Raw genomic sequence first — 26,982 nt, 5'->3', positions numbered from 1 at the left:
CTAGAACTCGAACTTGCCGGTCAACTGGATCAGGCGCGGTGAAGCATCGCCGCCCAGGAATGATCCGACGATCGACGTGGGAGGGTTCACGGTCGAGACGATCTGTCCGAATGACGACGACGAGATGTCATTAATCGGCTGACCAAAGTTGGGGTGATTGAACAGGTTGAAGAACTGCGCACCGACGCGCAGTTTGCCGGATTCAAGTCCCGGGATAGCGAAGCCTTTCGTTACAGCAAAGTCAGTGTCGGTGTAGTTGGGCCCGAACATCTGGTTTCGGCCGGATTGGCCGAAGTCAGTTGGCGAAGCGTAATCGCTCGCGAACGCACAGGCGATTCCGTTTCCAGTTGTGGCCGTTGCGCTCTCGCCGCCGCAATGATTGTGCCCGCTCAACGGCGCAGTCTGCATTGCGAACAACGCTCCGCCATAGTTGCTCAGGTTGGTCGCGGTCGAATTGTCGACTACCGAGAATGGCAATCCGGTGCTGTGGAAGACCGTCCCGGAGAAACTCCATTGATCGACCAGTGCCTTGGGGCCTCTCCAGTGAGGAATGGTGTATACGAAGTTCCCGCTGATGTAGTGCCGGACATCGTAATCGGCATTGCCATAGTTCTGTCTGAGGTTGAAGGGATTATCGGGGAAAACGCTGTTGCCGGAGAAGCCATCGAACCCGCCGTTGGAGATTTCATCGAGCGCGTGGCTGTACTGGTAGTTGAAGTTGGTTGTAAGAGCGCGACCGCGGTGTACCCATGAAACGATTCCGCCGTTGAAGTTGGACACCGCTCCGCTCGATACTTCGGTTACTGAGGCGAAGTTGGGATTGGGCGGACCACTGGTCGATAGAGATCCGAATCCTGCCGCGCCACCGCTGTTCCACGCGTTCACGCCGTTATTTTGTACCGGCTGATGATAGCTGCGGTTGCCCACATACTGAATCGAGAAGCTATCGCTCTTTGAAACCTGCTGCTCGATGCTGAGGCTCCACTCCTCATAGGTGGGGTACTTGATGGTACGGGCGGTGCTGATGTTTGGCGCCGAGAAGCCAGGAACGGAAGACAGGGAATCCAGACTCGCTCCGTTGGCAAAGCCGGATTGAAAGGCTGCCGCGGAAGCTGCTGCCGAAGCCTGAGCGCTGCCTGGCGCGCCGGGTACAAGGGCGAGATTCGATCCGCCGAACGCAGGCCCAAAGAGCGTAAACGGCACGTTGGTGGGCGCATTGTTGAGGAAACTATCTGCGATCTGACCGGGAAAGGCGTCAGCAAACATTCCGAATCCGCCACGCAGCGTTGTTCTGCCCGTAGATCCGAAGGGCAGATACGAGAAGCCAAAGCGGGGCTCCCATCCGATGGACTGCATTTGCGCCAGCGCGGTCTCGTGGCCCGATGTGATCAACATGTTGTACGGCGTAGACGTGCTGGTGTTTGCTGCGCTGAAATCTGTGCCGAGACGAGCAAAGCAATCGGTGCGGCAAATCGGATCGGAGTTATGTTCCATGCGCAGACCATAGGTGAGGGTCAGGTTGGGCATCACCTTCCACTGATCCTGCACATACCATCCCATGTTGTAGAGGGCAACAGGCTGCGTCAAGCGCGTGGGGAACTGTTCGACCCACTCGTCGACATATCCCTGCTGGAAACTGGCGTTGGTTGCCAGGGCTTCCGGCGAACCGGTGAATTCCGATGGGCTGAAGTCGGTGAGATCATCGCGCCGCATCGTCCATCCGAAGCTCATCGTGTGCTTGCCCTTGGTCCAGCTAAGGTCGTCCTGGAACTGATAGCCGGTCACGTTGCGCCCCTGCGGCCAGATGAGATTTTCGCCACCCGGATATGCGGAAGCCAGATTCGATCCGAGGTCACCGTCCGCAAAGATCAGGCTGAAGGGAGTGATCTGCTCCGATGCGGCCTCATTGGTGTTGGTGAACACGGCGCGGTAATAGATCGTCGAGAAGAGGAGCGAGTTGGACACGTTCGGCGAAAAGATGTGCTGCTCGCCGAGCTGGCCCTCATACGCGGGCTGCGGGCTGAGCGCGTTGAAGATCGGATTCAGCACATTGGTATAGGTTGCCTGCACTCCCTTGTCTACCGTGACATGACCGAACAAATGGTCCTTGTCGCCGATGCTCTGATCGATGCGGCCATTGAACAGATACTCATGGGTGAAGTTTCCAGATGTGGCGTTGAATTGAACGGTGCCGTACCCGCCGGCATCAGCGTCGGACGTGGACTGAAGCGCGTTCTTGAAGCCCGGCGCATTGTTATAGAGATTGAAGATGTTCTGGTAGATCGGAATCTCAGAGGCGAGACCATTGTTCACGAGATTCTGCAGCGTCAGGGCTTGATAACTTGCGTCGGGAGCCCAGACGGTAGCGCGCGCAGGCAAGACTACCCTCAACCCTTCGTAGTTCGCGAAAAAGAACGTCTTGTCGTGCTTGATGGGTCCGCCAACTGCGGCTGCCCACTGGTTGGCATTATCGAAGGGGCGTGGCGTGCCGGAGTTGTTGTTGAAGAAGTCGTTGGCGTTCATGATGCGGCCGTTCCACCAATAGTCGGCATTGCCATGGAACTTGTTGCCGCCGGAACGTGAAACCTGGGAAACCTGTGCGCCGCCCAATCCTCCGAATGAAGCGTTGTACGCATTGGACGTAACGGTGACAGTCGATATATCGTTCGCGCCAAGTGTCAGGTTCGCGGCTCCCGAGTTGTTCACGTTGAGGAAGGGATCGTTGTAGTAGCCCCCGTTGACTGTGAAGGTATTAGAGGTGCCAGGCAATCCGAAGGACGAGAAGTTGCCATATCCGCTTTGCGTGTTCATGACGCTGCCGGGAGCCGTCTGCGCCACAAACGTCAGATCGTTGCCGGGGTTGGGAAGATTCTGCACCTGCTCCATGGTGAACGTCGTCGATATCTGGGCATCGTCAGTGTGCAGCAACGGCACTTCGCTTCCCGTCACTTCGACCGTGGAATTGGCCTCGCCAACGCTGAGCGCTACGTTGCCTGAGGCCACTTGGCCCGTACTCACCTGGATGGTCTGCCTCGATGTCCGGAATCCCTTAGCCGTCGCGGACACGGAGTAGGTGCCGGGGGGCAGCTGCGATACGCGATATTCTCCGTTCGCGCCGGAAGTCACTTTGAAGACGGCGCCAGTTGCTGCATTGGTGACGGAAACAGTCGCAGTGGGAACGATTGCCCCGGAAGGATCGGAAACAACGCCGTCGATGGCGCCGGTTGTGTTGGTTTGGGCATTGAGTGGATGTGGCATCGTTATGAATGCCAGAGCCACAGGCATCATGAGCGATAGTGCCAGCATCACTTTGGTTGACCGCATAAAACGCATTCTGCTCCTCCAGGTTTCATTGCAAACCGAATAGCCCCGCACGCGTGGGGTCTACCGATTCGCGAACTGTTTCGATTTGCGTCCTCGCTGGTGTTTTTAGGGCACGAGGGCGCAGCCTTGCTGGCGCAGTCTAGTTCGACCACGCTCGAGCTCTTTGAATTTATTTCTTGCTCTGTCCCAGGGCGAGCGGGGGAAGTGCAGGGACAGACGTGCTTTAGAACTTGTTGCACGATCGGTGCCATTTGTTCTTGTTCAGAGCCGCGCTTCAATAACGAACTGAAGAAGAAAGGATTAACGGCGGATGACAAAATCGCATCACGCAATTCGTTCTACAAATAAATGGAGATTGGTGGCCGTATATTCAGAATTTCAGATGTCGCAAGAGCGGACATATAGAGAAATCCAGTCATGAGACGGCTTGGACCGGGAGATAAACCCTCGCTTTATCTTGAAGTTAGAGCTGAGTTGCAGGAATCCCCCGGCACTTCAAGTGCGCCTTAAATCTATGCGCCAGCGCCGACTGTTTACTGGAAATGAGAGGCCTTCGCAGAGATCAAGAAAGTCTCGGGCCGCGGTTTGGAAGAAGAACCAGAGCTGAAAAACTGGCCGCGGCTTCGAGGGCTGCGGCCAGCATTTTCGTTCGTCTTCTGAAAGAACCTAGAAGGCGATGTGCAGGGAGAGTTCGGTGTTGCGATTGCCGGACTTGTAGGCTAGAACGTCGGTGAAGCTGGAGACGTCGTTCGTGCCACCGAGGTTCAGGTAAGTGTTGGCGTGGTTGAAGAGGTTGATGAATTCGCCCTTCAGTTGAATGTCATAACGTTCCCGAACTTTGAAGTCCTTCACGATACCGAAGTTCTGATCCCAGGAGCCGGGTCCCCGGAAAGCGTTGCGTCCCGTCATGCCGGAAACGAAACGGCATCCGATATTGTGAAGTCCGCCGCAGATCGGCACGTCGCTACCGGCCGCATAGTCGGCTGCCGATAGTGTGTCGCCACCAAAATACGCGTTGACGTTGGGATTTACCTGTTCGTTGTACCTGGCAAGGTTGACATAGAAAGCATCCTGGCTGAGGCCGGCTGGGTCGTAATAGTCAGGAAGCGACATGTAGGAATACGTGTTCGGCCCATACGAACCACTGATGTCGTTCATGGAGCGAGTGCTGTGCTTAACCTGTGGGGCCGTAAAACTGGCTCGTGGGCATACAGAAATTGCGTACAAGCAATCGAAGATGCTGAACGGCGTTCCTGTCTGGGCGTTGAAGGTGCTCGAAATCGTCCAGTTGTCACCGAGCGATTTTGCCAGGCCGGTGAGAGACTTGCCGAAAGGTACATTCCAAACGATCGCAGCGGCCACGCGGTGCCTCTGATCGAAGTCCGATGAACCGCGGTCCAGTGCCTTATTGAATGGATCGAGGTAGCCGAGGTTGTCGTTATTGGATCCGCCATCGGTGAACGTCGAACTGGTGTTATCGATTGAGTGCGAGTAAGTGTAATCGCCGCGCACGTTCAGGCCGGTTCGCATGAGATTGGAGCTGCGGAGTTCTGCCGTGAGGCCGTGATAGTAGCTGTCGCCATCGGCACCGCGGAAGTTGATATTCGAGTACTGCATGTTGAGCCGGTTGGGTAGATCTGCGGAATCGCCAAGATAATCAGCCCCGTAGAACGACCGATTGAGGTTGGCGATGGAGTAGTTGTGGATGCCACGCGTTCCGACGTAGGAGAGGCTCCCGGTGGTATCTCCAAACTGGTGCTCCAGGGACAAGCTGTAGTTGGAAGCATAGGCCGGCTTGATTTTGGTATCAACGGCACGAAGGGTCACGTTTGGCAGGCGCTTGGTTCCGGATCCAGTGCCGAACTGAGCAAAATTGTTGTTGCTGATCGGAATGTTCTGCTTGTTGTTGTCGCTCGGCGTAAAGGAGAGTACGGCATAGTTGGGCGGATTCTGGATGACGTTGAATGTGACGTTATTGAAATTCCGCTCGTAGCTGATGCCATAGCCGCCGCGAATACTGGTCTTGCCATTGCCAATGGGATCGAATGCAAAGCCGATCTTCGGAGCGAATTGGGTTTTGTTCAGATTCCAAAGACGGCCATCCGGAGAGGTTTCGCGAGTCATCAGCTTTCCGGTTCTGATCTGATCCATGTATGAGTTGCCGGCGCCCAGGAAGAAGTTTGAATCATAGATCGGCTTCTGTGAGTGCTGCGGCCCATAGATCTCCCAGCGAAGACCGAGGTTCACCATGAGTTTCTGCGATACCTTGAATGCATCAGATGCATATGCGGCGCCGTCCTGGTAGCGGTTGGACCGCGAGAAGTTCGGCGAATTCACGGGCATGTTGATGAAGCAAGAAGAGGTATCCAGATAGTTTCCGGTGGCTGGATCGATAGAGCACGGGAACTTGCCTTGTGGGTCGACGGCAACCTGCATGAAGCCGAGACCGCCACTCACAAAGTTGACAAGAGCGTTGCTGTGTCCACTCTGAACAAGGGCGTCGACTGCTTCTTCATAGGCGCCAAACATACGGTTGTCTTTGATGAAGAGGAAGTTTCCGCCGAAAGATATTTGATGCTTGCCCTTGGCCCAGGCAAGGTCTTCGCCCACCTGAATGAAGTTCTGAGGTCCACCGAAAGGAATTGCATTGCCCGGCGAAAGCTGTGAATAGCCGGGGAAGTTGATATAGCCCCCGCCCAGAGCTTGTGCCGTCGTGCTGTTTACATAGAGCGTGGGGCTGACAGGTTTGGCACCCAGAGGCTGACCATTGTTGAAACGTGTCGCAAGGACTTTCGTGGCCGAGGCAAGCGTATTGGAGAATGCCTTGGTGAGTGAGAATTCAAGATTGTGGTTGGACTGGGTTTGATCAGTGTTGTAACCCGCGTAGGGGCTGTAGTTGATGTAGCCAGGAGGATTGATGGCGCTCTCCTGGATGTAGCGCACAAACATATTCGTGGTCGCGTTGATGTTCCAGTCAGCGCGGTTGAAGCTGATCCACTGATTGACTGGCGCGCCGCCGCCGGAATCCTGGGGCGCCTGGTAGATCACTTCGCCGAAGAGCGGCGTTGTGCCGATGTTGGGAAACTGCGGCGTAAGCTTTGAAATGTCGCTGCCGAAAACCGCCTTGAGCGCCGGGGAACTGCCCGTATAAGTGGTGCCATTGATAGGGTGTGCAAGCGTTCCGTAGGTAGTGAAGAAGCTCTGCATATTGGGGGCAGACATCGCCAGCAGGTCCGGTGTCGGAACCACCGCGATTTCATTTTGGTTGCTGCGAATGCGCGTCCATTCTGTTGAGGAGAAGAAGAACATCTTGTCCTTCTTGATCGGTCCACCAACCGAATATCCAAACTGGTTGTGCGTGTAGCGCGGTTTGGCAGCGACATCGGGATTCAACGCATGGATATAGTTATTGTTGTATCCGGCCGATGCAAGCGTAGAGATGCGGTTGAAGTCATAGACTGACCCGTGCAAGCCATTGGTTCCGGACTTGGTAGAGACATTCACAGCTCCTGATCCGCGGCCATACTCTGCACCGGAGTTCGAGGTGACGATGCGGATCTCAGAGGTGGCATCCATCGGAACTGTCTGGGCAACGCCGACAGCATAAAGGTCTGTGTTCTCGGCGCCATCCAGCAGGATGTCAACCGAGGTCGAGCGTGATCCTGAAATGTTGAATCCTACACCGCGCGCTGAAGCTGTGGGATCGGCGGAGAGATTTCCGGAGAAGGCGACAAGGTTGTACGGATTGCGATCGAGGGTAGGCAAGGAGAGGATCTGGTCAGTCTCGATGACCGCGGCAACCTCGGGCTTTTCAAGGTGCACGCCGGCAAAATCGTCGGCTGCGACAGTAATCTGGGTGCTTCCTCCAGCGACTGCCAGCTTGACGTTGATCGTATTTGAAGAACCGACTGTGACCTGTACGTTCTCTGACGCCGCGTTGAATCCTGGCGCGCTGAAGTTCACCGAATACCCGGCCGGCAAAAGCTGGGAGATCGCGTATTCGCCTTTCGAGTTGGTGACCGAAACTCTTTCCGCACCGGTGGCCACGTTGGTCAGTTTGACATCGGCATTGGGAATGACCGCGCCGGTCACGTCTGTCACGACGCCGGTGATGGCGCCAAGATCAGCTTGAGCCTGGGCCATCGGCGTTCCGATGAAGGCGACGTAGGCAGAAAGGCCCAGCAGACTCACCGACAAAGAAGCAACTTGCAGCAATCGCGAAAATCGCATTGAAAATCCTCCGGATCGACGATGGATCGGAGAACCTCATGGGGGGACGAGTTCCGATCCGCTATCGCGCTCGGCGTCTCGGGTCTAGCTGGGGAGGGATAGGTCCGTTCCGCGATTAACAGTCAAAAAAAAGGCCAAAAACAGCAAAGAATAAAGGTTCGGTTTCGTCAACCTGAAAGCAGGTGACGAAAACCATTCCAAGATAAACAGGGTCTATAACGGCTATTTAGTGCATGCGAGATGCCAAACGGAGAACTCCGTCTCATTTTGCAATCTAAAGGCTTAATCCATTCAAATGAGTGATATAGATCACACGCAAATATGGGAAGTTGTAGAGAGACTCCCGCAAAATCACAAACCATCCTCTTTCGGATAGGCAGGCGGCCGGTTCTCGCTAGCGATCGTGTATCTTCGCAGCATGCAGATCGTACTGGCGCACATTGGACCGCGTCCATCGTCCAAGGATCCGCTGGAAGGGCTGACCGCAATGTATCTTGAGCGGTGCGCAGCCCACGCCCGCTGCCAGTCTGAATCGTTCCGCAGCGAGGAAGCGCTCTTTGAGTGGATGGACCGGCAACAGCGCCGCGCGCCTGCCGTGGGTGTCCTGCTGGATAGCCGTGGAAAGCAAATGACCTCGGAGGATTTCGCCGACTGGCTGGGAAAGCGGCGCGACAATGGCGCCCAGCAGATTGTCTTCGCGATCGGGCCGGCGGATGGCTGGTCGGAGTCGGCGCGAAAACGGGCGACGCTTTTGCTTTCGCTTGGACCTCTCACGCTGGCCCATGCGCTGGCGCGGGTGGTGCTGGCCGAGCAGCTCTATCGCGCATTTACAATCCTGACAGGCCACCCCTACCACTCCGGCCACTGAAAGCAAGTGAACAGTGGACAGAGACTTCAAAGTGCCGTTCACCCTGAGACATGAAGGACCCTTGTCCCCTGCACACTGTTCACTGTTCACTAAATCATGACTGAATCAAGACGCGGACTGATCCTGATCAACACCGGCCCGGGCAAAGGCAAGACCACGGCCGCCATGGGTACGGCCCTGCGGGCCGTTGGCAACGGCATGCGGGTGCTGATGCTGCAATTTCTCAAGGGCTCCTGGCATTATGGCGAGCTGGATTCCACGCAGGCGTTCGGACAAAACTTTGTCCTCAAACAGATGGGCCGCGGATTCGTGAAGGTGGGCGGGGCGGAGACCGATCCTGAAGATATTCGAATGGTGCAGGAGGCATGGAAAGAGGCGCGCGAGGCGATCGAGTCCGGCGAGTGGGACATGGTGGTGCTCGACGAGATCAACTACGCGATCGGCTATGGCATGCTCGACCCAGCCGAAGTCGCCGAGACTCTGCGCAATCGCCCGGAGATGGTTCACGTGATCCTGACAGGGCGGAACGCACATCCCACGCTCGTGGAAATCGCCGACACCGTCACGGAGATGCGCGAAGTGAAGCATGCCTATCAAAAAGGGATTCTGGCGCAGCGGGGCATCGAATACTGACCGAAAGAGTCGCCTTTCGATTCCTTTCTTGAGCTTTTGAATGCAAGTTCTTCCTTTCTGGGCGTTCCAAGACCAGTTTCAGGAGGAAGATTGTGCGGATCTATTCCCTTGTTGTTGCGATTCTCATTCTTGCTTTGAGTGCCTCTGCGCAGCAGCCGCAACCGGTTGCGCTCACCATCTACAACCAGAACTTCGCGGTTGCCCGCACCTTTCTGGATCTCGATCTGCATGCCGGCATCAACGAGATCACGACCGACAGCGTCACCAGCCGCCTTGAACCCGACTCCGTGGTTCTGCGGGATCCCTCAGGCAAGCGCGTAGTGCACGTGGTGGAGCAGAACTACGACTCGGCCATCGTGAGCCAGGAGTGGCTGCTGCAGAAGTATGAGGGCAAGACCATCGACTTTCAGATATTTGGTCCTGCGGGGCCAAGGATTGTGCAGGGCAAGATCATTCGCGCCGGCTACAATCGCCCGCCGGAGTACACCTTTGACGGACAACAGCTTGGCGGCCAGAACGCCCAGCCCCTGGTTGAAGTGGACGGCAAGATGCAATTTCAACTGCCCGGAACGCCGCTCTTTCCGGCGACAACGGATGGGATGCTGCTGAAGCCCACGCTGCGCTGGCAGATCAATTCCGGGTCCTCGGATCACTTCAATGCGGAGCTGGCTTATATTACCGGCGGGCTGAGCTGGGAGTCGACTTACAACGTCGTCGCTCCTGACAACACCGACGTTACCGCTGACGAAAAGGCGGATGTGCTCGGATGGGTGACGATACACAACCAATCGGGTACTGACTTCCCTGAAGCGCGCATCAAGCTGATGGCCGGCGACGTCGCGAAGATTCAGGGACAGCAGGGGGGATACAACGGTGCCCGAATGATGCAGATGGAAGCCAAGGCGATGGATATGGCGCAGCCCGGGGTCACGCAGAAGGCCTTCGACGATTTCCACCTCTACGACCTCAACCGCACGGTTGCTTTGCACGATGGCGAGACCAAGCAGGTGCAGTTTATCGAAGCGGCAAACGTGAGCATGCGGCGCAGCTATCTCTATGACGGCCTCGCAGAACAGATGCAGCCAATCTATGCCGGCAATGTGAATCAGAACCAGGGGTACGGCCTGGGCGGCGAGAACACCAAGGTGCTGATCGTTGAAGAGATCAAGAACAGCGAAGCGAATCACCTTGGCATGCCGCTTCCGGCCGGCCGTGTGCGTTTGTATCGCCGCGACCTAGACGGCCAGATGGAGTTTGTGGGAGAGAGCCTCATCAACCACACACCCGCCGAGGATACGGTGAAGATTCCGACCGGCTCGGCTTTTGACGTGAAAGGCTCACGGCGCCAGACGGACTTCCACGTGGACTACAACAAGCACATGCTCGATGAGACCTTCGAGATCAAGCTGACTAACCAGAAGCAGCAGACAGTAAATGTCGCGGTGATCGAGCACATGTATCGAGGCGAGAACTGGGAACTCACGGATAAGTCGTCAAACTTCAAAAAGCTCGACAGCCACACGCTGAAGTTTCCGATCACCGTGGCGGCGAAGGGCGAGGCTACGCTCACGTACACCGTCCACTACACCTGGTAGCGCCATAACACAGCCCTGGGTGGCTCGACCGCGAGCGGCATTTTGCACGCCGCTCGCGGCTTTGTAGAAAACGGAACTACTTGTAGGTTCCTTCCCCTCTCAACAGTTCATCGCGGTGGGCGCTTGAAACTGTCATGGCACCAAAAGCCGGACCGGCAAACGGGTGGTCTTTCAAGGAATCCGTAATCGCCGCGCTGACCTTATCCAGACCCTCAGGGCTGGACGCAACATAAACAATCCAGAAATTGTCAGGTGCGCCGGTATGAATTGCCTCGGTATCAACCTCGTATTCGCGAATAGAGCCGTCGGCAAGCATCTTCTCCAGCATCGGAACGACCAGGTGCTTGCTGATCATCTCGATCGCATCGTTGGGCGCGTCCGCCTTCAGTTTGTAAGACGAAACGTGAACGTAGCCGTTCTTCCACGGACCAGGCTTCCAGTTGTAATACTTGCTCATGAAGATGAGATCCCAGTGCTTTGTGGCACTGTTGAGAGCGGGGGAAGACGTACCGCCCGATGCGTAAAACTGATCCAGCACCTTGATTAACCCGGCCATTGACATTGACGCCCACCAGTTGTCATGGGTTTCGCCGTCGGCCTCGTGGACAAGGTTCTCATCGTTGCCATACCCCACAAGGGTTCCATCAGCCATGGCCTTGTCCAGGATTGGCTTGTTCGACTCATTGTCTTTTTCCATCGCGGCCCATTGGGCGCGAGGAATCTGCCAATTGGCGACGTAGGAATACATTGCCGGTTTCTCTTTGACCTCTGACATCTGTGCAGCTGATGGAATAGCACTCAGGGATAACATCAAAAGCCCGCAGATCCCCACAAAGACGCTCCACAATCTCTTGTTCATTCACTTTCTCCGGTTGTGATATTTAGCCAGCGGTGCTCTGGGGAGTATCTGACCGAGTGAAGTGTACAGGACCCTGTTAGCGCAGGGAACCAGAGAGTTGCAGTCTGCACAGCGCAGTCCTGAAGGGCAAACCCCTTTCTCGTCCCCGCCCATTTACAATGACTGAGGCCTTATGTCCTGGTTTAAACGCGAGAACGGCGAGTTCGATGGTCCCGGCGGCAACGGCGACGAAGAGAAGAGCGTCCGCACTGAGGGACTTTGGGTAAAGTGTCCTGGCTGCCGGCAAACCATCTGGAAAGCCGACCTTGAGGCCAACATGAACGTGTGCCCGAAGTGCCAGTACCACTTCAGGATTGGCGCGCGGCAGCGTTTAGATCTTTTACTCGAGCCGGGCTACCAGCTTGTGGACGGTGGCCTTCGCTCGACGGACCCGCTCAACTTCAGCGACGTGAAGCCCTACAAGCAGCGCCTGCGCAAGGCACAGCAGGACACCGGGCTGGACGACGCCATCCTGAACGCCCTTGGACAGATGGGCCCGCACGCGGTCGTGGTCAGCGCCATGGAATATGGGTTCATTGGCGGTTCAATGGGCGCAGTGGTCGGCGAAACGATCGCGCGCGCCGTGGATCGCGCGCGCAACGAGAAGAAGCCGCTGATTGTGGTTGCCGCTTCGGGCGGCGCACGCATGATGGAAGGCGTCGTGAGCCTGATGCAGATGGCGAAGATCTCAACGGCGCTGGCGCAGCTCGACGATGCGCACGTGCCGTATGTCTGCGTTTTGACCGATCCCACAACCGGCGGTGTGACGGCGAGCTTTGCCATGCTGGGCGATCTCAACATCGCCGAGCCGGGAGCCCTGATCGGTTTCGCAGGGCCGCGCGTGATCGAGCAGACCATCCGGCAGAAGCTTCCCGAAGGTTTTCAGCGCTCCGAGTTCCTTCTTGAGAAGGGATTCCTCGACGCTGTCGTGCATCGTCACGGCTTGAAGAGTTATTTGATCCGCGCGCTTGAATTCATGAAGACGCCGGAGCAGACGAAGGCTGCCGCGCAGTAGTTACCTTCCGCATCCCTAAAGCATCGTTACGCAACCATTATGTTGCACAAAAGCAAGAGGCGCCCGAAGGCGCCTCTTGTAGTTCTGGTTGCAGCGTGGCTTAGAAGTAGAACTTCGCTGCCAACTGGGTGAGTCGAGCTGACGCCGTACTGCTGATGTAACCAAACGAGGTGTTCGGGTTGGTCAGCACGGTGTCGTTCCAGGTCGTGGCCGGATTCACGAACTGCGTGTGGTTGAAGACGTTGTCGCTCTCCATACGCAGCTGGACATATCTCTGTTTGTCCGACGAGAAGTAGATGTTCTTCGCCACGACCATGTTGGTGTTGTTGATACCAGGGCCGTGTGCGATGTCGCGGCGGGAGGTGCCGAAGGTTCCCAGTGGCTCGTTGACCCAGCTTCCCTTGTTGACGTATGCACCGCTCTGGGTATGCAAGTTGAGTTGGCGGATGCGGGGATTTCCAGACTTCGCCACTGCAGCAACCTGGTTCGGAGCATCCGGGCAAGCATAGAAGTTGGTGAAGTCCGGGCAGTATTCCGAGTTTGCGCTTGCGCCGGCGTACGAGACGTCGAACGGGAAGCCGGTTGCAAGGGTTACGATGCCGCTCACTTCCCAGCCGGAAAGTGCCAGGTTGAGCGGGTTGTACCATTCCGCCGAGCGGCGGAGGGACGGGGTGACGTAAATCGGCGAGAAGACGAGGCGATGGCGAACGTCAAAATTCGAATCGCCATAGTTCAGCTGAGGTGCGAACTGGTTGTAGCCGCGTGTGCTGGCAGAACCAAAGCCGGAGTTCTCGAAGCTGGAAGCATTGTCGAGTGCGTGTGCATAGGTATAGCTGAGCTGGAAGTACAGGTTATGCGTGGTCGCCTTTTCGATGTTTGCTTGCAGCGAGTGGTAGTTCGAGTTGCCTCCCGAACCGACGAGACCGATGTCAAGGATGTCTCCACCGGCGTTGAGCAGTGTGTTCTGCGGGAAGAAGAAGCTCTCTTCTTCACGATAGATGGCCTGCGTCGGATTGTTGCAGAAGGTCGTATCCGCAACGCACGCTGCGTGACCGGCAGGGGTGACCGGGTTAGCATCAGTGACCGTTTGGTTATGCCGCGCCAGCGATCCCACGTAGCTCAAGCGAGCCACAGTGCGCGCCGGGAACTCGCGCTCGACGCTGAGTTGGATGTTCTCAGCATAGGGTGCGCGGAAATCGTTACCGTACGTGCTGATGTTGAAGATCGGAAGCAGCGGATTGAAGTCGACGTTGTCGCCCTTTTTGGGGAAGGTGTACGGGAACGGGTTGGCAACAGAACCGCCGCCGTTGAGGTCGACGAAGGGATTGGCGAATGATGCCGCGGTGATGAAGCCAGCGCCGCTCGTCGTGGTACCGAAGGGAGGCGTCTCGAGGGTCTGCAGGGAGGTTTCTTCTTCGGTGCGGTCATAATAGATACCGAATCCGCCGCGAATGGAGAACTTGCCGGGGCCGCCGGAGATCGCTCCCCAGTCGGGCGCGTATATGAAGCCTATGCGCGGCCCGAACTCAGAGTACTTTGTCTTGGCCAAACCGGAGTTTGTGCAGCCCTTGTCGCCGCCGTACACGAGACTCTTGGGTGCATTGGCGAAGACCGTAGACTGCTGGCCGGGGACGACGCACGCGATGCCCGAACCGCCGTACTGGAGGTCGTGCAGCGGAGTGTCAATCGAGTAACCCAGACCGTAGCTGAAGGTGAGCTTGTCGGTCAGCTTCCAGGTGTCCTGCGCGAATACATAGTTCAGGAACGCTTCGGCGATGATGGATGCGCCGCTGCCCTGAGCATATGTGGTGGGGATACCGAGGAGGTAGTCCACCGCGCCATCACCGGTTGAATACGTGCCGGTGTTGCCGAAGCTGAAGCTGCCACTGTTATTGGCAAAGAATGGGTTGTGAACGTTGAAGCGGCGACCGTCATATCCGAACTTGAAGGTATGCCGTCCGACCACCTTCGACAGGTTGTCGTCGAGCTGCGCGACCTGGTCGATGCGGGGCTGAGGACCGTTGGTGCTGAAGCCGAGCGTGAAGCTCACATTGGTGCCACCGACGGAGATGGTGGGAACGCTGGCTGCTGCCGCATCCTCTGGATTGATGTTGAAGCCCAGGCTGGCCGGAGAAACCTTGTTCTGCGGCTCGACCGCGTCGAAGTTGAAGCGGGTATAGTGGCCGGCAAAGTCGTTCACCGTGGTTGAGTTGAACTGGTGAACATAGTCACCCGTGTATTGCTGAATCAGGGTCGTGTTTTGGTCGCCAAATCCCGGCAGAGTCGCGCCCGTAAACGGAAGCGTGTCGGTCGTCGGGGTCTTGCTGTAGATGCCGAGCGCCGTGATCTGATTCGAGGTGTTGATCGAGTAGTCGATGCGGCCGATGTACTGGTTGGCCGTTGTCACCGTCACGGGGTTGAACTTGAAGCCGTAGGTGCCATTGTTTGGAGCGGGAATATACTTCGAAGCGAGGTTGGTTGCCACGGTGCTGAAGGCTGACGTCGGAATCTTGCCGCCGAGGTCAAATGCGCACTGTGCCCAGGTTTCGCCTGCCGTAGCGCAGCCTTGAACCGTGACGCTGGATGGAATGGCATTGGCCGACCATTGTCCCCAGGTGGCCGTGGCGCCTGGACGGGTGCCGGCTGCTGACGGATTGTCATCCGCAGAGAAGTCGCCGCCGAGGTTAGCGGAGTTAAACACTGTGACAGCGCCGCCCGTCTGAGGAGTACGCTGACGGATGCCCTGGTAAGCGCCAAAGAAGAAGAGCTTGTCATGCAGAATCGGACCGCCTACGGTGCCGCCAAAGATGTGCTGGTGGTAAGGCGAAACGATACCGGAGAATTGTCCGGTGGAGGCGTTGAAAGTCTTCTGATAGTAGCTCAGGGTGTTGAGGAACGTGTCGCGATAGAACTCGAAAGCGTCGCCGTGGAAGTGATTGGAACCTTCCTTAATGGTGGCGCTGACGATGCCGCCCGAGTTGCGGTCATATTCCGCGTTCAGCGGACCGTCGATCAGGTTGAACTGGTCGATGGCATCGAGGTTCGGGCTGAAAGCCACGGTGTTCAGTGCGATGTCGTTGGTGTCTGCGCCGTTGACGAGGAATTCCGACTGCTGTGTCTGTCCGCCACTGACTGAGAAGCTGCCGAAACGGTCGCTGGAAGCCTGCACGCCGGGAAGGATCAGTTCCAATCCGGTGAATCCGCGGCCGATGAGGGGAAGCTCGGTCATTTCGGTCGAGTCCACAACGTTGCTCAGCTGAATATCGCTGGTGTCAACCTGGACCGGCGAGGCGGCGACCTCAACGACTTCTGCCGCAGAGCCTACGCTCAACTTCGCGTTCTCGGTGTACTCCTGGTCAACATTGAGGACGATGCCCTTCGCGGTGAAACCCTTGAAGCCTGTGGCTGTAACGTTGATCGTGTACGTACCGACCGGCAGCTGCGGGAAGAGAAACCCGCCATCTGCGCCCGAAAGGGCGTCAAACTTCACGCCGGTTGCTTCATTGGTTGCTGTCACCTTCACACCGGCCAGCACGGCTCCCTGCGGGTCGGTCACTGTGCCCTTGATGCGCGCCTTAACGTCGATCGCGTGGGCGATGCCCAATGCGCCGATCAGGACGATGCAGAGCGCCAATACTTTCAGCTTTGGCAGATTTCTCATACCCATTGTTCCTCGAAGTTGGATTTTGTGACTTACGGGGCCGGCGCCAGGGGTCTCATGCTGGCTTGCCTATTTCCCGCACCTGGGGGCCATTTGAGCCGGCTCTGTTGTGTCCACGTTCAGACCGCGTTTGGATTGAAACTTGTCTTATCTCTGGACCGGGTCAGGGAAATGCACCCGCCAGGGAAGAGGGAAGTTGGCCAGAGTGCTACTCATGGTTGGCCCAAAAAGCAAGAAGGACAGAAAAATGGGGAAGCAAATGATAAGTCTGGGATAGTGGAGTGCAATTGGCGTGCCAAAGTATCGCTGTAACGTTATGCTTCTTATGTTATTTATTTACAATAAGTTAACTGGATATGCCCCCGCAGAAGACGGCTCCGCACGTGCCCTGAATCCGCTTTTCAGCAAATCTCTACGGAAAACGGTATAAGCATATCCTTTTCTTCAATATCAGGAATATGGTCATCTTTTCGGCTCGCAATTCCGATCAGTTTTCCTCATCCCTGAACGATCGAAGACTGCAATTGAAAACCGGCTTTGCAGCGATTCGCGGCAACGACGTAGACTGATTCCTCTTAAAAGCTTCCAGAGGATCAAGACCGATGCTGCTTCGCGTACTTAGCCGGACTGCCTTCTTATTGCTTGCAACGACAACACTGGCGCAGACACCTTTTCTCAACTCCGTACCCGCAATCCCCTTTGACAGCGCTGGCCCGGTGATCCGCGCACACGCCGAAACCGAGAAGCCATTCACCGTTGCGGGTGAGCGAGGGGTGGTGCTTGGCCAACAGAACGGTGTTTTCGAAGCCTGGGTTCTTCCGGTAAAGCTGCTCTCGCACCTCACTATTGAAGCCGAAATCGATGGCTACACCGTTCCCATCGATGTGAACCAGCAGGCAGCCGCGATTGAAGTGCGTCCGGATCGCACGAGCATCACCTATAGCCACATCGGCTTCACGGTCCGGCAGATCATGTTTTCGCCAGATAGCGCGCAGGCCGGCACCGGGCCGGTAGTGCTCTACGAATTCGATTGCCTGCACCCGACAGAATTCATTTTTCGCTTCACGCCGGAACTGCGCTGGATGTGGCCGGAGCGCAATGAAGGCGTCCCGGGGGTGGAGTGGGTTGCACCGAATCCTCAAGCGCCATCGAGCCCCGGGGGCTTTTACGTTCTTCACGCCGACTACCCGGACCTCGCCGGCGCCGTGGCAATCCCTGGCGCACAGCCGGGAATACTGGCCCCCTATCAGGAACGTCCACAGGTTCATCCAGTGGAGTTTCATCTGCACATCGACCCGGCGCGCGATCGCGGCCGGCTGTTTCCGCTGCTGATGGCAGCAGGCATGAATAAGGATGCGGCCACCAATGCGACGCTCGCCGCGACGCTGGCCAAGCTGAATGCAGGAATTCCGGACCTTTATAAGGAGCATGCCGACGCCTACAAGAAATTGCTGGCGAGTTCCACGTCGATCGAGACGCCGGACAAAGATCTCAATGAGGCGTTCCAGTGGGCTGTGGTTTCAATTGAGCAGCTGAAGGCTCATCCCGTCGACGCACATTCCATTCCCACCGACGAGACGGCTTTGGTGGCCGGCTATTATGCGTCGGGGGATTCTGCCCGGCCGGGATTCGGCTGGTTCTTCGGACGCGACTCGCTCTACACGTTGTACGCCATCAATGGCTACGGCGACTTTGGGCTGGCCAAGTCGGAACTCGAGTTCCTGATCAGGCGTCAGCGCGAAGACGGCAAAATCATGCACGAGTATTCGCAGACCGCAGCAGCGATCGACTGGCGCGCGTTTCCGTATATGTATGCGGCAGCCGATTCTACGCCGCTGTTCCTGCTGGCGGTGGCCGACTATGTTCGGTCGAGTGGGGATGTTGCGTTTCTGACGGCGCATCGCGATGCAATCGAGAAGGCTTGGGCATTCGAGACAGATCCGGCGCATGATACCGACCACGACGGCATCTACGACAATTCGCAGGGTACGGGATGGGTGGAAAGCTGGCCGGGAGGCATGCCGCACCAGGAAATTTATCTTGCGCTGCTGGATCAGCAGGCGTCGTCCGCGATGGGGTATATCGAGTCGATGTTGAAGGACACTTCAAAGGAAGAGGCGGCGAAGAGGCGCGCGGACAAACTGGCGAAAACGATCAATGACGAGTACTGGGACGCGCAGAAGAACTGCTATGCCTTCAGCCGCAACGCAGATGGCTCGCTGGACAGGACCAGCACGGTGTATCCAGCGCTGGCCTGGTGGGACCCAGCCGGTGGGAAGTCGGTGCTTGCGCAACCAGACGGTTGCCTTTCGCAGATTGCCGCCTCTGCACTGAATACGGACTGGGGCCTCCGCGATGTCGCCAATACCGAGCCGATTTACGACGGCACGAGCTACCACCAGGGGTCGGTGTGGCCGCTCTTTACGGGCTGGGCGGCGCTGGCGGAGTATCGCGGCGGGCAGCCACTGGCTGGCTACCAATTGCTGATGGAGAACGCGAACCTGACCAAGGCGCAGGATCTAGGTGCCGCAACGGAATTATTGTCGGGAGATTTTTATGTTCCGTTTGGGCGAAGCACGAGCCACCAGCTGTGGTCGAGCGCAATGGTGATTACGCCGATTCTGCGCGGAATGTTTGGAATCAGCATCGATGCGCAGACGAAGACGATCACGGTAAATCCGCATTTGCCGGCGGGGTGGGATCACGCCGAGATTAAAAACTTGCACGTCGGCGATGAAACTGTCGATTTGAAAATCTCTTTGACCAACAAAGCAGTCTTGATCTGGCAGCGAGGATCGTCCAAATCGGGAATACATCTCCGAAGTGTCGGGCCGCAAGCCGCCGCCCTTGCAGACGGAGGAATCAGCCTTGTGCGGCACCCCGTTGAGGTGAGCTTGCCTTCCCAGATGCCCAGTTCCGGTGACCGCACCAAGTTTTGTCACATGCTGAGCGAGCAGTATTCAGATCAAACACTCACGCTTACGATCGAGGGTCCCGCTGGAACCCAAGTCGAATTGACGATCCTTAGTCGGTTGCAAAAGGGGTCGATCCATGCGAAGGGAGCCGATCTAATTGAATCCGCAACGGGTAGTGGAAGTGAATCTATTCCGCGAATCCAGCTTGCGACGATCAACTTCCCGCCAGGCGAGGGCTGGAAGACCATCACCGTCACCCTTACCTGGTGAGGCGTGGCTTTGTCCGGAACTGTGCCTCTGTAACCCGCGAGGAGCGTATGGTTCAAGCATCTGCCGAAGGGTGGACGACGAGCACCCGCTCCTTGACACACTTTTCATGGAGTTCTCGCGTACAGATTAGAGCGGCAATTGATTAGTTCAGACGTGATCCATCAACCCAGGCTCTCCCCCGGATTGCGAATGCGCAAGAAATTGCCAGCTCACTTTTTATCAGGTTCGCAGGACGGAGGCCACTTTTGAAACACGGGCTCGCAACAGAAGCGGTAACGATGGGCATGATGCTGATGGGCATCATGGGATGTCAGGGACAGGCCGGGGTCGAGAGGACGACGTCAGCGCAATCTAGAAGCAATAATTCCGCGCATGCGGTTTCCGCTTCCTGGTCGAAGACAAGAACCGTGGAAATCAAGGACCCCGCATTGAACGCGACGGCATTCACACTGGACGTGCCGGTCGGCTGGAAGTTCATCGGTACAATCCTGCGTCCGCGCGGCTGCCACGCACCCGAGACTCCGGCGGATGGGCTGACGGCGACTGCGCTTTCTCCGGACGGGGTTTCGGGATATGGCCAGTTGCCCGGCGTCTCGTGGAGTTGGGCCAGCGACGGGAGCAGCCCGCTGGGGCCAAAGTGCAATACCGTCAACATCAACACCGCTGCGGGATTTCTGCTGAACATTGCGGTGCCGATGATCGAGCCCAACGCAAAAATCATCGGCATTGTGCCGCTGACTGACAAGATGAAGCAGGGGCTGGCGGCTCAAAACCAGCAAATGGCCGGAAGATACGGTGCGAATGAGCGCACGTATATGGACACCGCGCGCATTCGGATTGAATTTGATTTGAACGGTCGTCCCATGGAAGAACAGCTTGGTGTAGTGCTGACCTGCCGGGAAAGCAGTTCGCCAGCCTACCCGCAGATGCATCGTGCCGCGCGCACGACACGCTCGTGCGGCACGGCCGGTACGTACTTCAAGCATGCGCCAAAGGGACATCTGGACGAACTGATCGCGAGCAATCCCACTGGCGCCCGGATCGACCCGGGCTGGGATCAGGAAATCTCGCAGCGCATGCGAGAAAACTTTGCCAGGTACCAGCAGGCAAGCGACCAGCAATTCAAAGCGATTCAACAGCACTTCACCGATCAGACAAATCAAATGATGCAGCACGGGCGCGATGTGCAGGCTCAACTGAAAGAAAGCACCGAACATGCGATGGCGGCCGACAGCCAAAGGCAAGGTGCGATCGACCATGCTGCACATCTGCAGGTGCTGGATTCGCTTAACCGCCAGGATTTTATCGATCCGACCACCGGCCGCAAGATCGAAACCTCAAATCAATTCACGCACAACTGGATTTCGTCGGACAAAAACAGCGTGGTCTTGAATGACGATCCAACATTCGACCCGAACGGCGTGGTCGATCCCGGTCGCGAAAGCTGGATCGAGTTGATCCCGGCGAATTGAACAGAAGTTGCGAAGGCCAGATCTGCCGCGTGAGGATCTGATCTTCGCAACCATCACGCAACCATCAATAGAAAAGCGGGTTCCCTGCCTGAATGGAGGTCGACGTGTTTGAGCTGTTCAAGCTTATCTGGGACTTCATCGTGTTGCGGGATGCCGCGCGCAGAGGACAGCTGAAGTTACGCGTCTGGGTGCTAGCCGGCGCGTTTCTCGTCATCGTCTACGGCGTTGCGCTGCCCATCGGCCTGTTTTACATCAACCATCCAAACTATCTACCGCTTCTGATCGCGGCAATTGTGCTGGTGGCGGTCAGCTTCATCGTGATGGCATGGCTGGGATTTTCGTGGTGGCGCGAGGGATTGCAGGCTCCGTCGAAGAGCGAATAGGGCCTGCAGTGTCCCCCTTTAATCCCTCGGGATTCACTTCTTGTGCTTGCGATATCCGTTGATCAGGTGATTGGTTGAGCTGTCATGGGCGAGCTGCGGCTCTGCGGGGCTTTCAAGCTCAGGAATGATCCGTTGCGCCAGCGCCTTGCCGAGCTCGACTCCCCATTGATCGAATGAATTGACCTGCCAGATCACTCCCTGCGTGAATACGCAATGTTCGTAGAGGGCAACCAGTTTGCCGAGGACTGCGGGCGTCAGTTCGTCCGCAAGAATTGTGTTGGACGGGCGATTGCCTTCGAAGACGCGATGCGGCACGAGCCAATCCGGCGTTCCTTCCGCCTTCACCTGCTCAGCCGTTTTGCCGAAGGCCAGCGCCTCAGTCTGCGCGAACACATTGGCAATCAGAATGTCGTGATGGCGCCCCAGGGGATTGAGCGTCTTGTAGAACGCGATGAAGTCGCATGGAATGAGCCGCGTTCCCTGGTGAATCAATTGATAGAACGAGTGCTGGCCGTTGGTCCCCGGCTCGCCCCAATAGACCGGGCCTGTGTTGTAGCGAATCTCTCTGCCCTTCAGCGTCACATGCTTGCCATTGCTTTCCATGGTGAGCTGCTGCAGATAGGCCGGGAAGCGCTTGAGGTACTGCTCGTAGGGCAGGACGGCGATGGTCTGCGCATCAAAGAAGTCGGTGTACCAGACCGAAAGCAGAGCCAGCAGCACGGGCAAATTCTTCGCGTAGGGCGCGGTGCGGAAGTGCTCATCCATCTGGTGGAATCCGTCGAGCATGGCGCGGAAGTTCTCGGGGCCAATCGCCAGCATCGTTGACAGCCCGATGGCCGAGTCCATGGAGTAGCGGCCACCGACCCAGTCCCAGAAGCCAAACATGTTGGCGGTATCAATGCCGAACTTCGTCACTTCGCCGGCATTCGTCGACACAGCGACGAAGTGCCTGGCAACTGCGGACTCATCGCCGCCGAGTTTTTCTAGTAGCCACGCACGCGCAGTTTGGGCATTGGTCATGGTCTCGAGAGTGGTGAAAGTTTTGGAGGAGACGATGAAGAGCGTTTCTTCAGCATCGAGGCCCTGCACGGCTTCGGCGAAGTCGGTGCTGTCGACATTCGAAACAAAGCGGAAGGTCATGGCACGATCGCTATAGTGCTTGAGCGCTTCGTAGGCCATCACCGGACCGAGGTCGGAGCCGCCGATACCAATATTGATCACGTTCGTGATGCGCTTGCCGGTGTGGCCTTTCCATTCGCCGCTGCGCACCCGGTTGGAGAAGGCCGACATCCGGTCGAGCACTTCATGCACCTTGGGAACGACGTCTTCGCCGTCGACCATGATGGTTTGGCCCTTGGGCGCGCGCAACGCGACGTGCAGCACGGCACGCTTTTCAGTGATGTTAATCTTCTGGCCGCTGAACATGGCTTCGGTATGCTCAACCAGTTTTGATTCTTCCGCCAGCGCGAGAAGGATTCTGATGGTCTCGTCGGTGACGCGGTTCTTGGAGTAATCGAGAAACAGGCCGACACCTTCCGCTGTCAGCTTCTCGCCGCGCTTTGGATCGTCGGCAAAGAGGGTGCGCAGGTGCACCTTGGCAACTTCACGCGCGTGAGTCTTCAAGTCTTTCCATGCCTTCAGACTCGTCAGTGGCTTTATCTTGATATTGAATTTCGGGCTCTTCACAGCCTTTGCCATCTTCATCCTCCAATTTGTGGCTTCACGAATAAGCGTCCGTCACAGGTCGGCCAAGTGGCATGGCTCCGCACAACGGATTCTCTACTTCGGATGCCTGATTTTCGGTGCCGTTTCAAAATTCATTCCGCACGACCCATTATCGTCGCTGCGAGCGAAAGAGCTCTGTGGACAGAATCGAATCCGATGTCTCGCTGATTCTTGTGGAAGTCGCGCCCGTCTCCGTATCATTCGGAAGTGGTTCGACGGGGAGGCAACAGGTGATCTCGCGACGCGATTTCGTGGCAACAGGCGCAATGGGAGCACTCGCAATGGCATCCTCTCGATTTGCAAAGGCCTCTGACTATAGTCCGAATCAATTTGGCGTTCAGCTTTATGTTCTTCGCTCGCTGCTGGCCAAGGAATTCGACGGCACGCTCGCAAAGGTCGCGGCAATCGGCATCAAGAACGTTGAATTCGCAGGATTCTATGGGCGTGCGGCGAAAGAAGTTCGCGCCAGCCTGGCGAATGCAGGACTCACCGCAAGCGGTGCGCATTGCCTGTTGGCCAGCATGTCTGACGACGAAGTCGGCCGCATGATCGATTTCTGCCACGAGGTTGCCATGCCGTACATGATTGCTGCCGTGCCGTCGATCAAACCCGGCAGTTTGTCGGCCTCGGGCAAGCCCAAATCAGGGAATCCGTTCGAACACATCGAGCTTGAAGATTTTCGATGGAGCGCGGAACGATTCAATGTGATCGGAGCCAGAGTGCGCGATGCGGGCATGCGGTTTGCGTATCACAACCACAACATTGAAGCGCAGAAGTACGGCGAGATCGTAGCGCTCGATGAAATGCTGCGCCTCACCGATCCCGCGGTAGTGGGCATGGAATTTGATACCGGAAATTTCATCGCCGGCGGCGGCGATCCCTATCCTTATCTTGAGAAGTATTCACATCGATTTGAACTTGCCCACGTGAAGGAATGGGCAAGTCCGTTCACGCCAACGGTCACGATCAACTGGCCGAAGTACGCACCCCTCGGACGGGGAACAACGAACTGGAAAAAGATGCTGGATGCACTAAACAGGGCAGGAGTAAAGCAAATCTTCATAGAGCAGGATGGGACGGCGAGCGGCGACGAAGTGGGAGCCGTCCGGCAGGCTTATCAGTTTCTGATCAAGGTTTGAGCTTTCCGAGTTTCTGCCCACCACTCAACGCCATCGTAGCGATGGATAGTCATGCTCGCTTCCTTTCAGTCAGACGAAACAGGGTAACCAGTGGCCTACCCTGATGTGGCCGATTGGACGAAATGAGGTCCGGCAGGCTCGGATTCGAATCTGCCGCGCTCGAATCTATGGAACGGTCACAGTTGTCGTGTTAGATGGGTCGCTCTCGACGCCCGAAGAGTCCAAGGTTGTCACGTAATAGCTATAGCTCTGTCCGCTCTGGACGCCCGAATCCGTATAGGCCGTTTGCGTATCCGTCGAGTCCACCACAGCGAACGAACTTGTGCCACCCGACGCGCGATACACCTTGTAGCCCGTGATTGAATCGCTCGAATCACTCGGTGCGCTCCAGGTCAGATTCACCTCGTGCGCGTCTCCCGCACCACTCAGGGACACCGTCAGGGTTGAATCTGTCGGCGAATTGCTACCGAGGGTCAACTGGCCGGTATACGATCCGGTTGCTGCCGGATCGAACTGTACATTCAGCGTCAGTGACTGCCCCGGATTCAAAGAGGCAGGCAGTTTTGCCCCTGAGACCGAAAAACCGATGCCGCTCACACTCGTGGAGTTCACTGTTACCGGTGTTGTTCCCGTCGATCTCAATATCACCGGCTGCGATACAGCTGTATTCACGAGCACACTCCCAAATCCGAGTGACGTTCCATTCACACTCAGAGCCGCTGTGCCCGTGGAAGTGGAAGGCGAAACGGTGATGTTGAATGCCGTTGATGCTCCGTGCACCACTGCGGTAATTGTCGCCACTTGCTTTGCTGTGACGCTGGCCACGGTTGCGTTGAATCCGGCGGTCGTTGCCCCTGATCTCACGACCACGCTACTGGGAACCGTCACCGCCGGATTATTGCTTGTCAGAGTCACATGGAGCCACCTGCTACTCGTCGACGTCAGAGATATCGAGCATGCGTCTGTCGATGCTCCGCTATAGGCGTTTGAGGCGCACAAAATGCGGTTCAGTGCAGGCGCCGCTGAAGCTCCTGCTGCAGCTGCCAACAGGATGAGGATTGTCAGGTTTTTTCTGAAGTTGTTGATAGAGAAGGTGGAGAAGCTACGGATCCCCAAAAAAGCTTTAACGATACACATCGACAAAAATTCCCTTCATTGCACGCGCGGGTGCGCGCGCGCCGAGCGTGGCTCGGGCAGGCACGAGTTAAATTGGCAAACGGGTTTTGCGTCGTTTTGTGTCTGACGAGCGGTCGCTTGACGCGATCTAAAAAGGGTCTAACTAAAGTAGAAACATTAGTACATTAGATATTACTCTAGTGTCACTAGTCGCAAAAGGCAAATCATCCATTGTATATATTTGAAACTAAATAACATAACTCCTTTAAGTGGGTGATTTTTTACCTCGTTGACTCAGGTTCGCACCTGGCATCCGGCATCCGAAAGAACCCCCAAAAATGTGATGAACTTCACACCAAAACAAAACGGCCTGTGACATCGCTGCCATGGCCGTCGTCGTTCTTCTTGCTGCAGCACTTCTTTTTTCTGAGATTCAGTGCCTCAGATCCGCATCGGCATCAGCACATACCGCGACCGATACTCGGCGTCGGGATCTTCGGGGCGCATCTGGCCGGCGCTTTGCGAGTCCTTGAACTCGAGCCGCACTTCGCCCTCGTTCCCCAGGGCTTTCAGGAAATCGATGATGTAGGTCGAGTTGAAGCCGACCACGATCGGATCACCTGAATAGGGCGTATCGATGGTGTCTTCGCTTTCTCCGCTTTCGGTGGACTGTGAACTGATCTTCAGTTCGTTGCCCTCGAGCCGCAGCCGGACTGCACCGGAACGCTCATCTGCAAATTGCGCCACGCGCTGGATGGCGCTGGACAACTCGCTCGATCGCACCACCGCGAACTTCGTGTTGTCGCGCGGCATCACTGCTTCGTAGTTGGGGAACTGGCCTGAGAGCCGCCGCGTACTCAGAGTGCGATGGCCAACCTTGAAGAAGAGGGTGTGTTCGTCGTCGGCGAACTCCACTTTCTCGACGTCGGTATTCGACAACAAACCCTGCAACTCCTGCAGCGCCTTGCGCGGAATGAGCACGCGCTTTTCGCCGCTGATGCCTTCCATGGCTTCGCCGGGTTTTTCAACGAACGAAAGCCGGTGGCCATCGGTCGCCACCATGGCAATCGATTCAGCCTTCAGCACCAGGAGGGCTCCGTTCAATGTGTAGCGCGACTCTTCGTTTGAAATCGCGAAGATGGTCCGAGCGATCAACGTCTTCAATGCCACGGCTGGAATGCTCGTCACCGAGACGGCGGGGAACTCGGGAACCTGCGGATAGTTGGCGCGCGCCATGCCGACCATCTTGGTGTTGGAGCGGCCGGAGCGAATCTGGACCCAATGATTCTCAAGCAGCTTGATGGAGATATCGCCATCGGGTAGCAGCTTGATGTAGTCGTAAAGCTTGCGCGCGGGAATGGTGCACGATCCCGGCTTTTTCACCTTCACAGCGGCGCTGGTCCTTATCGCCTGGTCAAGGTCAGTCGCCGTAATGTTCAGCCGGTCGCCCTCGGCCTCGATCAGGAAGTTGGACAGGATGGGAATCGTTGTTTTGCGCTCGACCACGCTTTGCGTCGCGGTGAGTTCCTTCACCAGTTCCTGGCGGCTTACGGTAATCTCCATCGCTGCCCCCTGTGTTGCCGGCTTTTCAACTTCAGTTTCTACAATCGGCATAGTCCCCACTCCATCCTGGTCTCCATCGCTCCCGCGACCGGCAAACCAGACCCCCAATTTGCTTCCAACCGTCGCGATCTACGCCGTAAGCCCGCTTGGCCCAAGCCTACACTACACCTGCGAC

General features: G+C 56.7%; 16 protein-coding genes. 9 read left to right on the top strand and 7 right to left on the bottom strand.

Translation table 11 applies throughout. From position 1 onward, the window contains the following. Together VK574_RS14555 and VK574_RS14550 are read right to left on the bottom strand one after the other, a co-directional pair. The gene (locus VK574_RS14555; RefSeq protein WP_472800577.1) at window positions 1-3,333 is read right to left on the bottom strand and encodes an outer membrane beta-barrel protein; all 3,333 of its coding nucleotides are present in this window, start codon (window positions 3,331-3,333) and stop codon (window positions 1-3) included. Window positions 3,334-3,990: 657 nt separating this feature from the next. Next, a complete protein-coding gene (locus VK574_RS14550) occupies window positions 3,991-7,554 on the bottom strand; it encodes a carboxypeptidase-like regulatory domain-containing protein (protein ID WP_472800576.1) in 3,564 nt (1,187 codons plus the stop codon). Between the two features lie 418 nt (window positions 7,555-7,972). On the opposite strand from VK574_RS14550, the gene VK574_RS14545 reads away from it, so the two are divergent. The 3 genes from VK574_RS14545 (at window position 7,973) to VK574_RS14535 (ending at window position 10,650) form a co-directional block, all read left to right on the top strand. Next, entirely contained in the window at window positions 7,973-8,422 is a 450-nt protein-coding gene (locus tag VK574_RS14545; protein ID WP_472800575.1) for a 23S rRNA (pseudouridine(1915)-N(3))-methyltransferase RlmH, read from the top strand. A 96-nt stretch (window positions 8,423-8,518) separates the two neighbouring features. Further along, window positions 8,519-9,055, top strand: coding sequence for a cob(I)yrinic acid a,c-diamide adenosyltransferase (gene cobO / locus VK574_RS14540; protein WP_472800574.1), 537 nt, complete (start codon window positions 8,519-8,521; stop codon window positions 9,053-9,055). Between the two features lie 92 nt (window positions 9,056-9,147). Then, window positions 9,148-10,650 (top strand): DUF4139 domain-containing protein, encoded by a 1,503-nt coding sequence (locus VK574_RS14535; RefSeq protein ID WP_472800573.1) that lies wholly within the window; start codon window positions 9,148-9,150, stop codon window positions 10,648-10,650. Between the two features lie 76 nt (window positions 10,651-10,726). Here VK574_RS14535 and VK574_RS14530 read toward each other — a convergent pair whose 3' ends face one another. Next, the gene (locus tag VK574_RS14530) at window positions 10,727-11,509 is read right to left on the bottom strand and encodes a hypothetical protein (RefSeq protein ID WP_472800572.1); all 783 of its coding nucleotides are present in this window, start codon (window positions 11,507-11,509) and stop codon (window positions 10,727-10,729) included. A 172-nt stretch (window positions 11,510-11,681) separates the two neighbouring features. Here VK574_RS14530 and accD point away from each other — a divergent pair, with 172 nt between their 5' ends. Beyond that, complete coding sequence (gene accD, locus VK574_RS14525; protein ID WP_472800571.1) at window positions 11,682-12,563, top strand: acetyl-CoA carboxylase, carboxyltransferase subunit beta; 882 nt, start codon at window positions 11,682-11,684, stop codon at window positions 12,561-12,563. Between the two features lie 100 nt (window positions 12,564-12,663). Here accD and VK574_RS14520 read toward each other — a convergent pair whose 3' ends face one another. Then, on the bottom strand, window positions 12,664-16,224 hold the full coding sequence (locus VK574_RS14520; protein ID WP_472800570.1) for a TonB-dependent receptor: 3,561 nt from the start codon (window positions 16,222-16,224) through the stop codon (window positions 12,664-12,666). 602 nt (window positions 16,225-16,826) lie between these two features. Here VK574_RS14520 and VK574_RS14515 point away from each other — a divergent pair. From VK574_RS14515 to VK574_RS14505, 3 genes are all read left to right on the top strand, one after another. Then, on the top strand, window positions 16,827-19,409 hold the full coding sequence (locus tag VK574_RS14515; protein ID WP_472800569.1) for an amylo-alpha-1,6-glucosidase: 2,583 nt from the start codon (window positions 16,827-16,829) through the stop codon (window positions 19,407-19,409). A 245-nt stretch (window positions 19,410-19,654) separates the two neighbouring features. Next, window positions 19,655-20,881, top strand: a complete 1,227-nt coding sequence (locus VK574_RS14510) for a hypothetical protein (protein WP_472800568.1) — start codon at window positions 19,655-19,657, stop codon at window positions 20,879-20,881. 104 nt (window positions 20,882-20,985) lie between these two features. Further along, entirely contained in the window at window positions 20,986-21,264 is a 279-nt protein-coding gene (locus tag VK574_RS14505; protein ID WP_472800567.1) for a hypothetical protein, read from the top strand. A gap of 33 nt (window positions 21,265-21,297) precedes the next feature. On the opposite strand, the gene pgi is transcribed toward VK574_RS14505, so the two are convergent. After that, the gene (gene pgi, locus VK574_RS14500) at window positions 21,298-22,962 is read right to left on the bottom strand and encodes a glucose-6-phosphate isomerase (protein WP_472800566.1); all 1,665 of its coding nucleotides are present in this window, start codon (window positions 22,960-22,962) and stop codon (window positions 21,298-21,300) included. A gap of 308 nt (window positions 22,963-23,270) precedes the next feature. Here pgi and VK574_RS14495 point away from each other — a divergent pair, with 308 nt between their 5' ends. Next, entirely contained in the window at window positions 23,271-24,128 is an 858-nt protein-coding gene (locus VK574_RS14495) for a sugar phosphate isomerase/epimerase family protein (RefSeq protein WP_472800565.1), read from the top strand. A gap of 165 nt (window positions 24,129-24,293) precedes the next feature. On the opposite strand, the gene VK574_RS14490 is transcribed toward VK574_RS14495, so the two are convergent. Further along, window positions 24,294-24,800 (bottom strand): choice-of-anchor D domain-containing protein, encoded by a 507-nt coding sequence (locus VK574_RS14490; RefSeq protein ID WP_472800564.1) that lies wholly within the window; start codon window positions 24,798-24,800, stop codon window positions 24,294-24,296. On the opposite strand from VK574_RS14490, the gene VK574_RS14485 reads away from it, so the two are divergent. Further along, complete coding sequence (locus VK574_RS14485) at window positions 24,715-25,110, top strand: hypothetical protein (protein ID WP_472800682.1); 396 nt, start codon at window positions 24,715-24,717, stop codon at window positions 25,108-25,110. The two genes, VK574_RS14490 and VK574_RS14485, sit on opposite strands and share 86 nt — an antisense overlap. Before the next feature lie 575 nt (window positions 25,111-25,685). On the opposite strand, the gene dnaN is transcribed toward VK574_RS14485, so the two are convergent. Then, a complete protein-coding gene (gene dnaN, locus VK574_RS14480) occupies window positions 25,686-26,858 on the bottom strand; it encodes a DNA polymerase III subunit beta (RefSeq protein WP_472800563.1) in 1,173 nt (390 codons plus the stop codon). Window positions 26,859-26,982: the final 124 nt, after the last annotated feature.

This window comes from Occallatibacter sp., from assembly GCF_035317045.1.
In the GTDB taxonomy this organism is placed as follows: domain Bacteria; phylum Acidobacteriota; class Terriglobia; order Terriglobales; family Acidobacteriaceae; genus Telmatobacter.
The sequence above is the reverse complement of the archived record's forward strand: the minus strand, read 5'-3'. Positions and strand labels throughout refer to the sequence as shown.

What these genes read in the sequence shown, in the direction of transcription:
- VK574_RS14515 (WP_472800569.1), top strand. Translation starts at nt 16,827, where the DNA reads ATGCTGCTTCGCGTACTTAGCCGGACTGCCTTCTTATTGCTTGCAACG.
- dnaN (WP_472800563.1), bottom strand. Translation starts at nt 26,858, where the DNA reads ATGCCGATTGTAGAAACTGAAGTTGAAAAGCCGGCAACACAGGGGGCA.
- accD (WP_472800571.1), top strand. Translation starts at nt 11,682, where the DNA reads ATGTCCTGGTTTAAACGCGAGAACGGCGAGTTCGATGGTCCCGGCGGC.
- VK574_RS14495 (WP_472800565.1), top strand. Translation starts at nt 23,271, where the DNA reads ATGGCATCCTCTCGATTTGCAAAGGCCTCTGACTATAGTCCGAATCAA.
- VK574_RS14545 (WP_472800575.1), top strand. Translation starts at nt 7,973, where the DNA reads ATGCAGATCGTACTGGCGCACATTGGACCGCGTCCATCGTCCAAGGAT.
- pgi (WP_472800566.1), bottom strand. Translation starts at nt 22,962, where the DNA reads ATGGCAAAGGCTGTGAAGAGCCCGAAATTCAATATCAAGATAAAGCCA.
- VK574_RS14555 (WP_472800577.1), bottom strand. Translation starts at nt 3,333, where the DNA reads ATGCGTTTTATGCGGTCAACCAAAGTGATGCTGGCACTATCGCTCATG.
- cobO (WP_472800574.1), top strand. Translation starts at nt 8,519, where the DNA reads ATGACTGAATCAAGACGCGGACTGATCCTGATCAACACCGGCCCGGGC.
- VK574_RS14530 (WP_472800572.1), bottom strand. Translation starts at nt 11,509, where the DNA reads ATGAACAAGAGATTGTGGAGCGTCTTTGTGGGGATCTGCGGGCTTTTG.
- VK574_RS14550 (WP_472800576.1), bottom strand. Translation starts at nt 7,554, where the DNA reads ATGCGATTTTCGCGATTGCTGCAAGTTGCTTCTTTGTCGGTGAGTCTG.
- VK574_RS14485 (WP_472800682.1), top strand. Translation starts at nt 24,715, where the DNA reads ATGCCGCTCACACTCGTGGAGTTCACTGTTACCGGTGTTGTTCCCGTC.
- VK574_RS14520 (WP_472800570.1), bottom strand. Translation starts at nt 16,224, where the DNA reads ATGAGAAATCTGCCAAAGCTGAAAGTATTGGCGCTCTGCATCGTCCTG.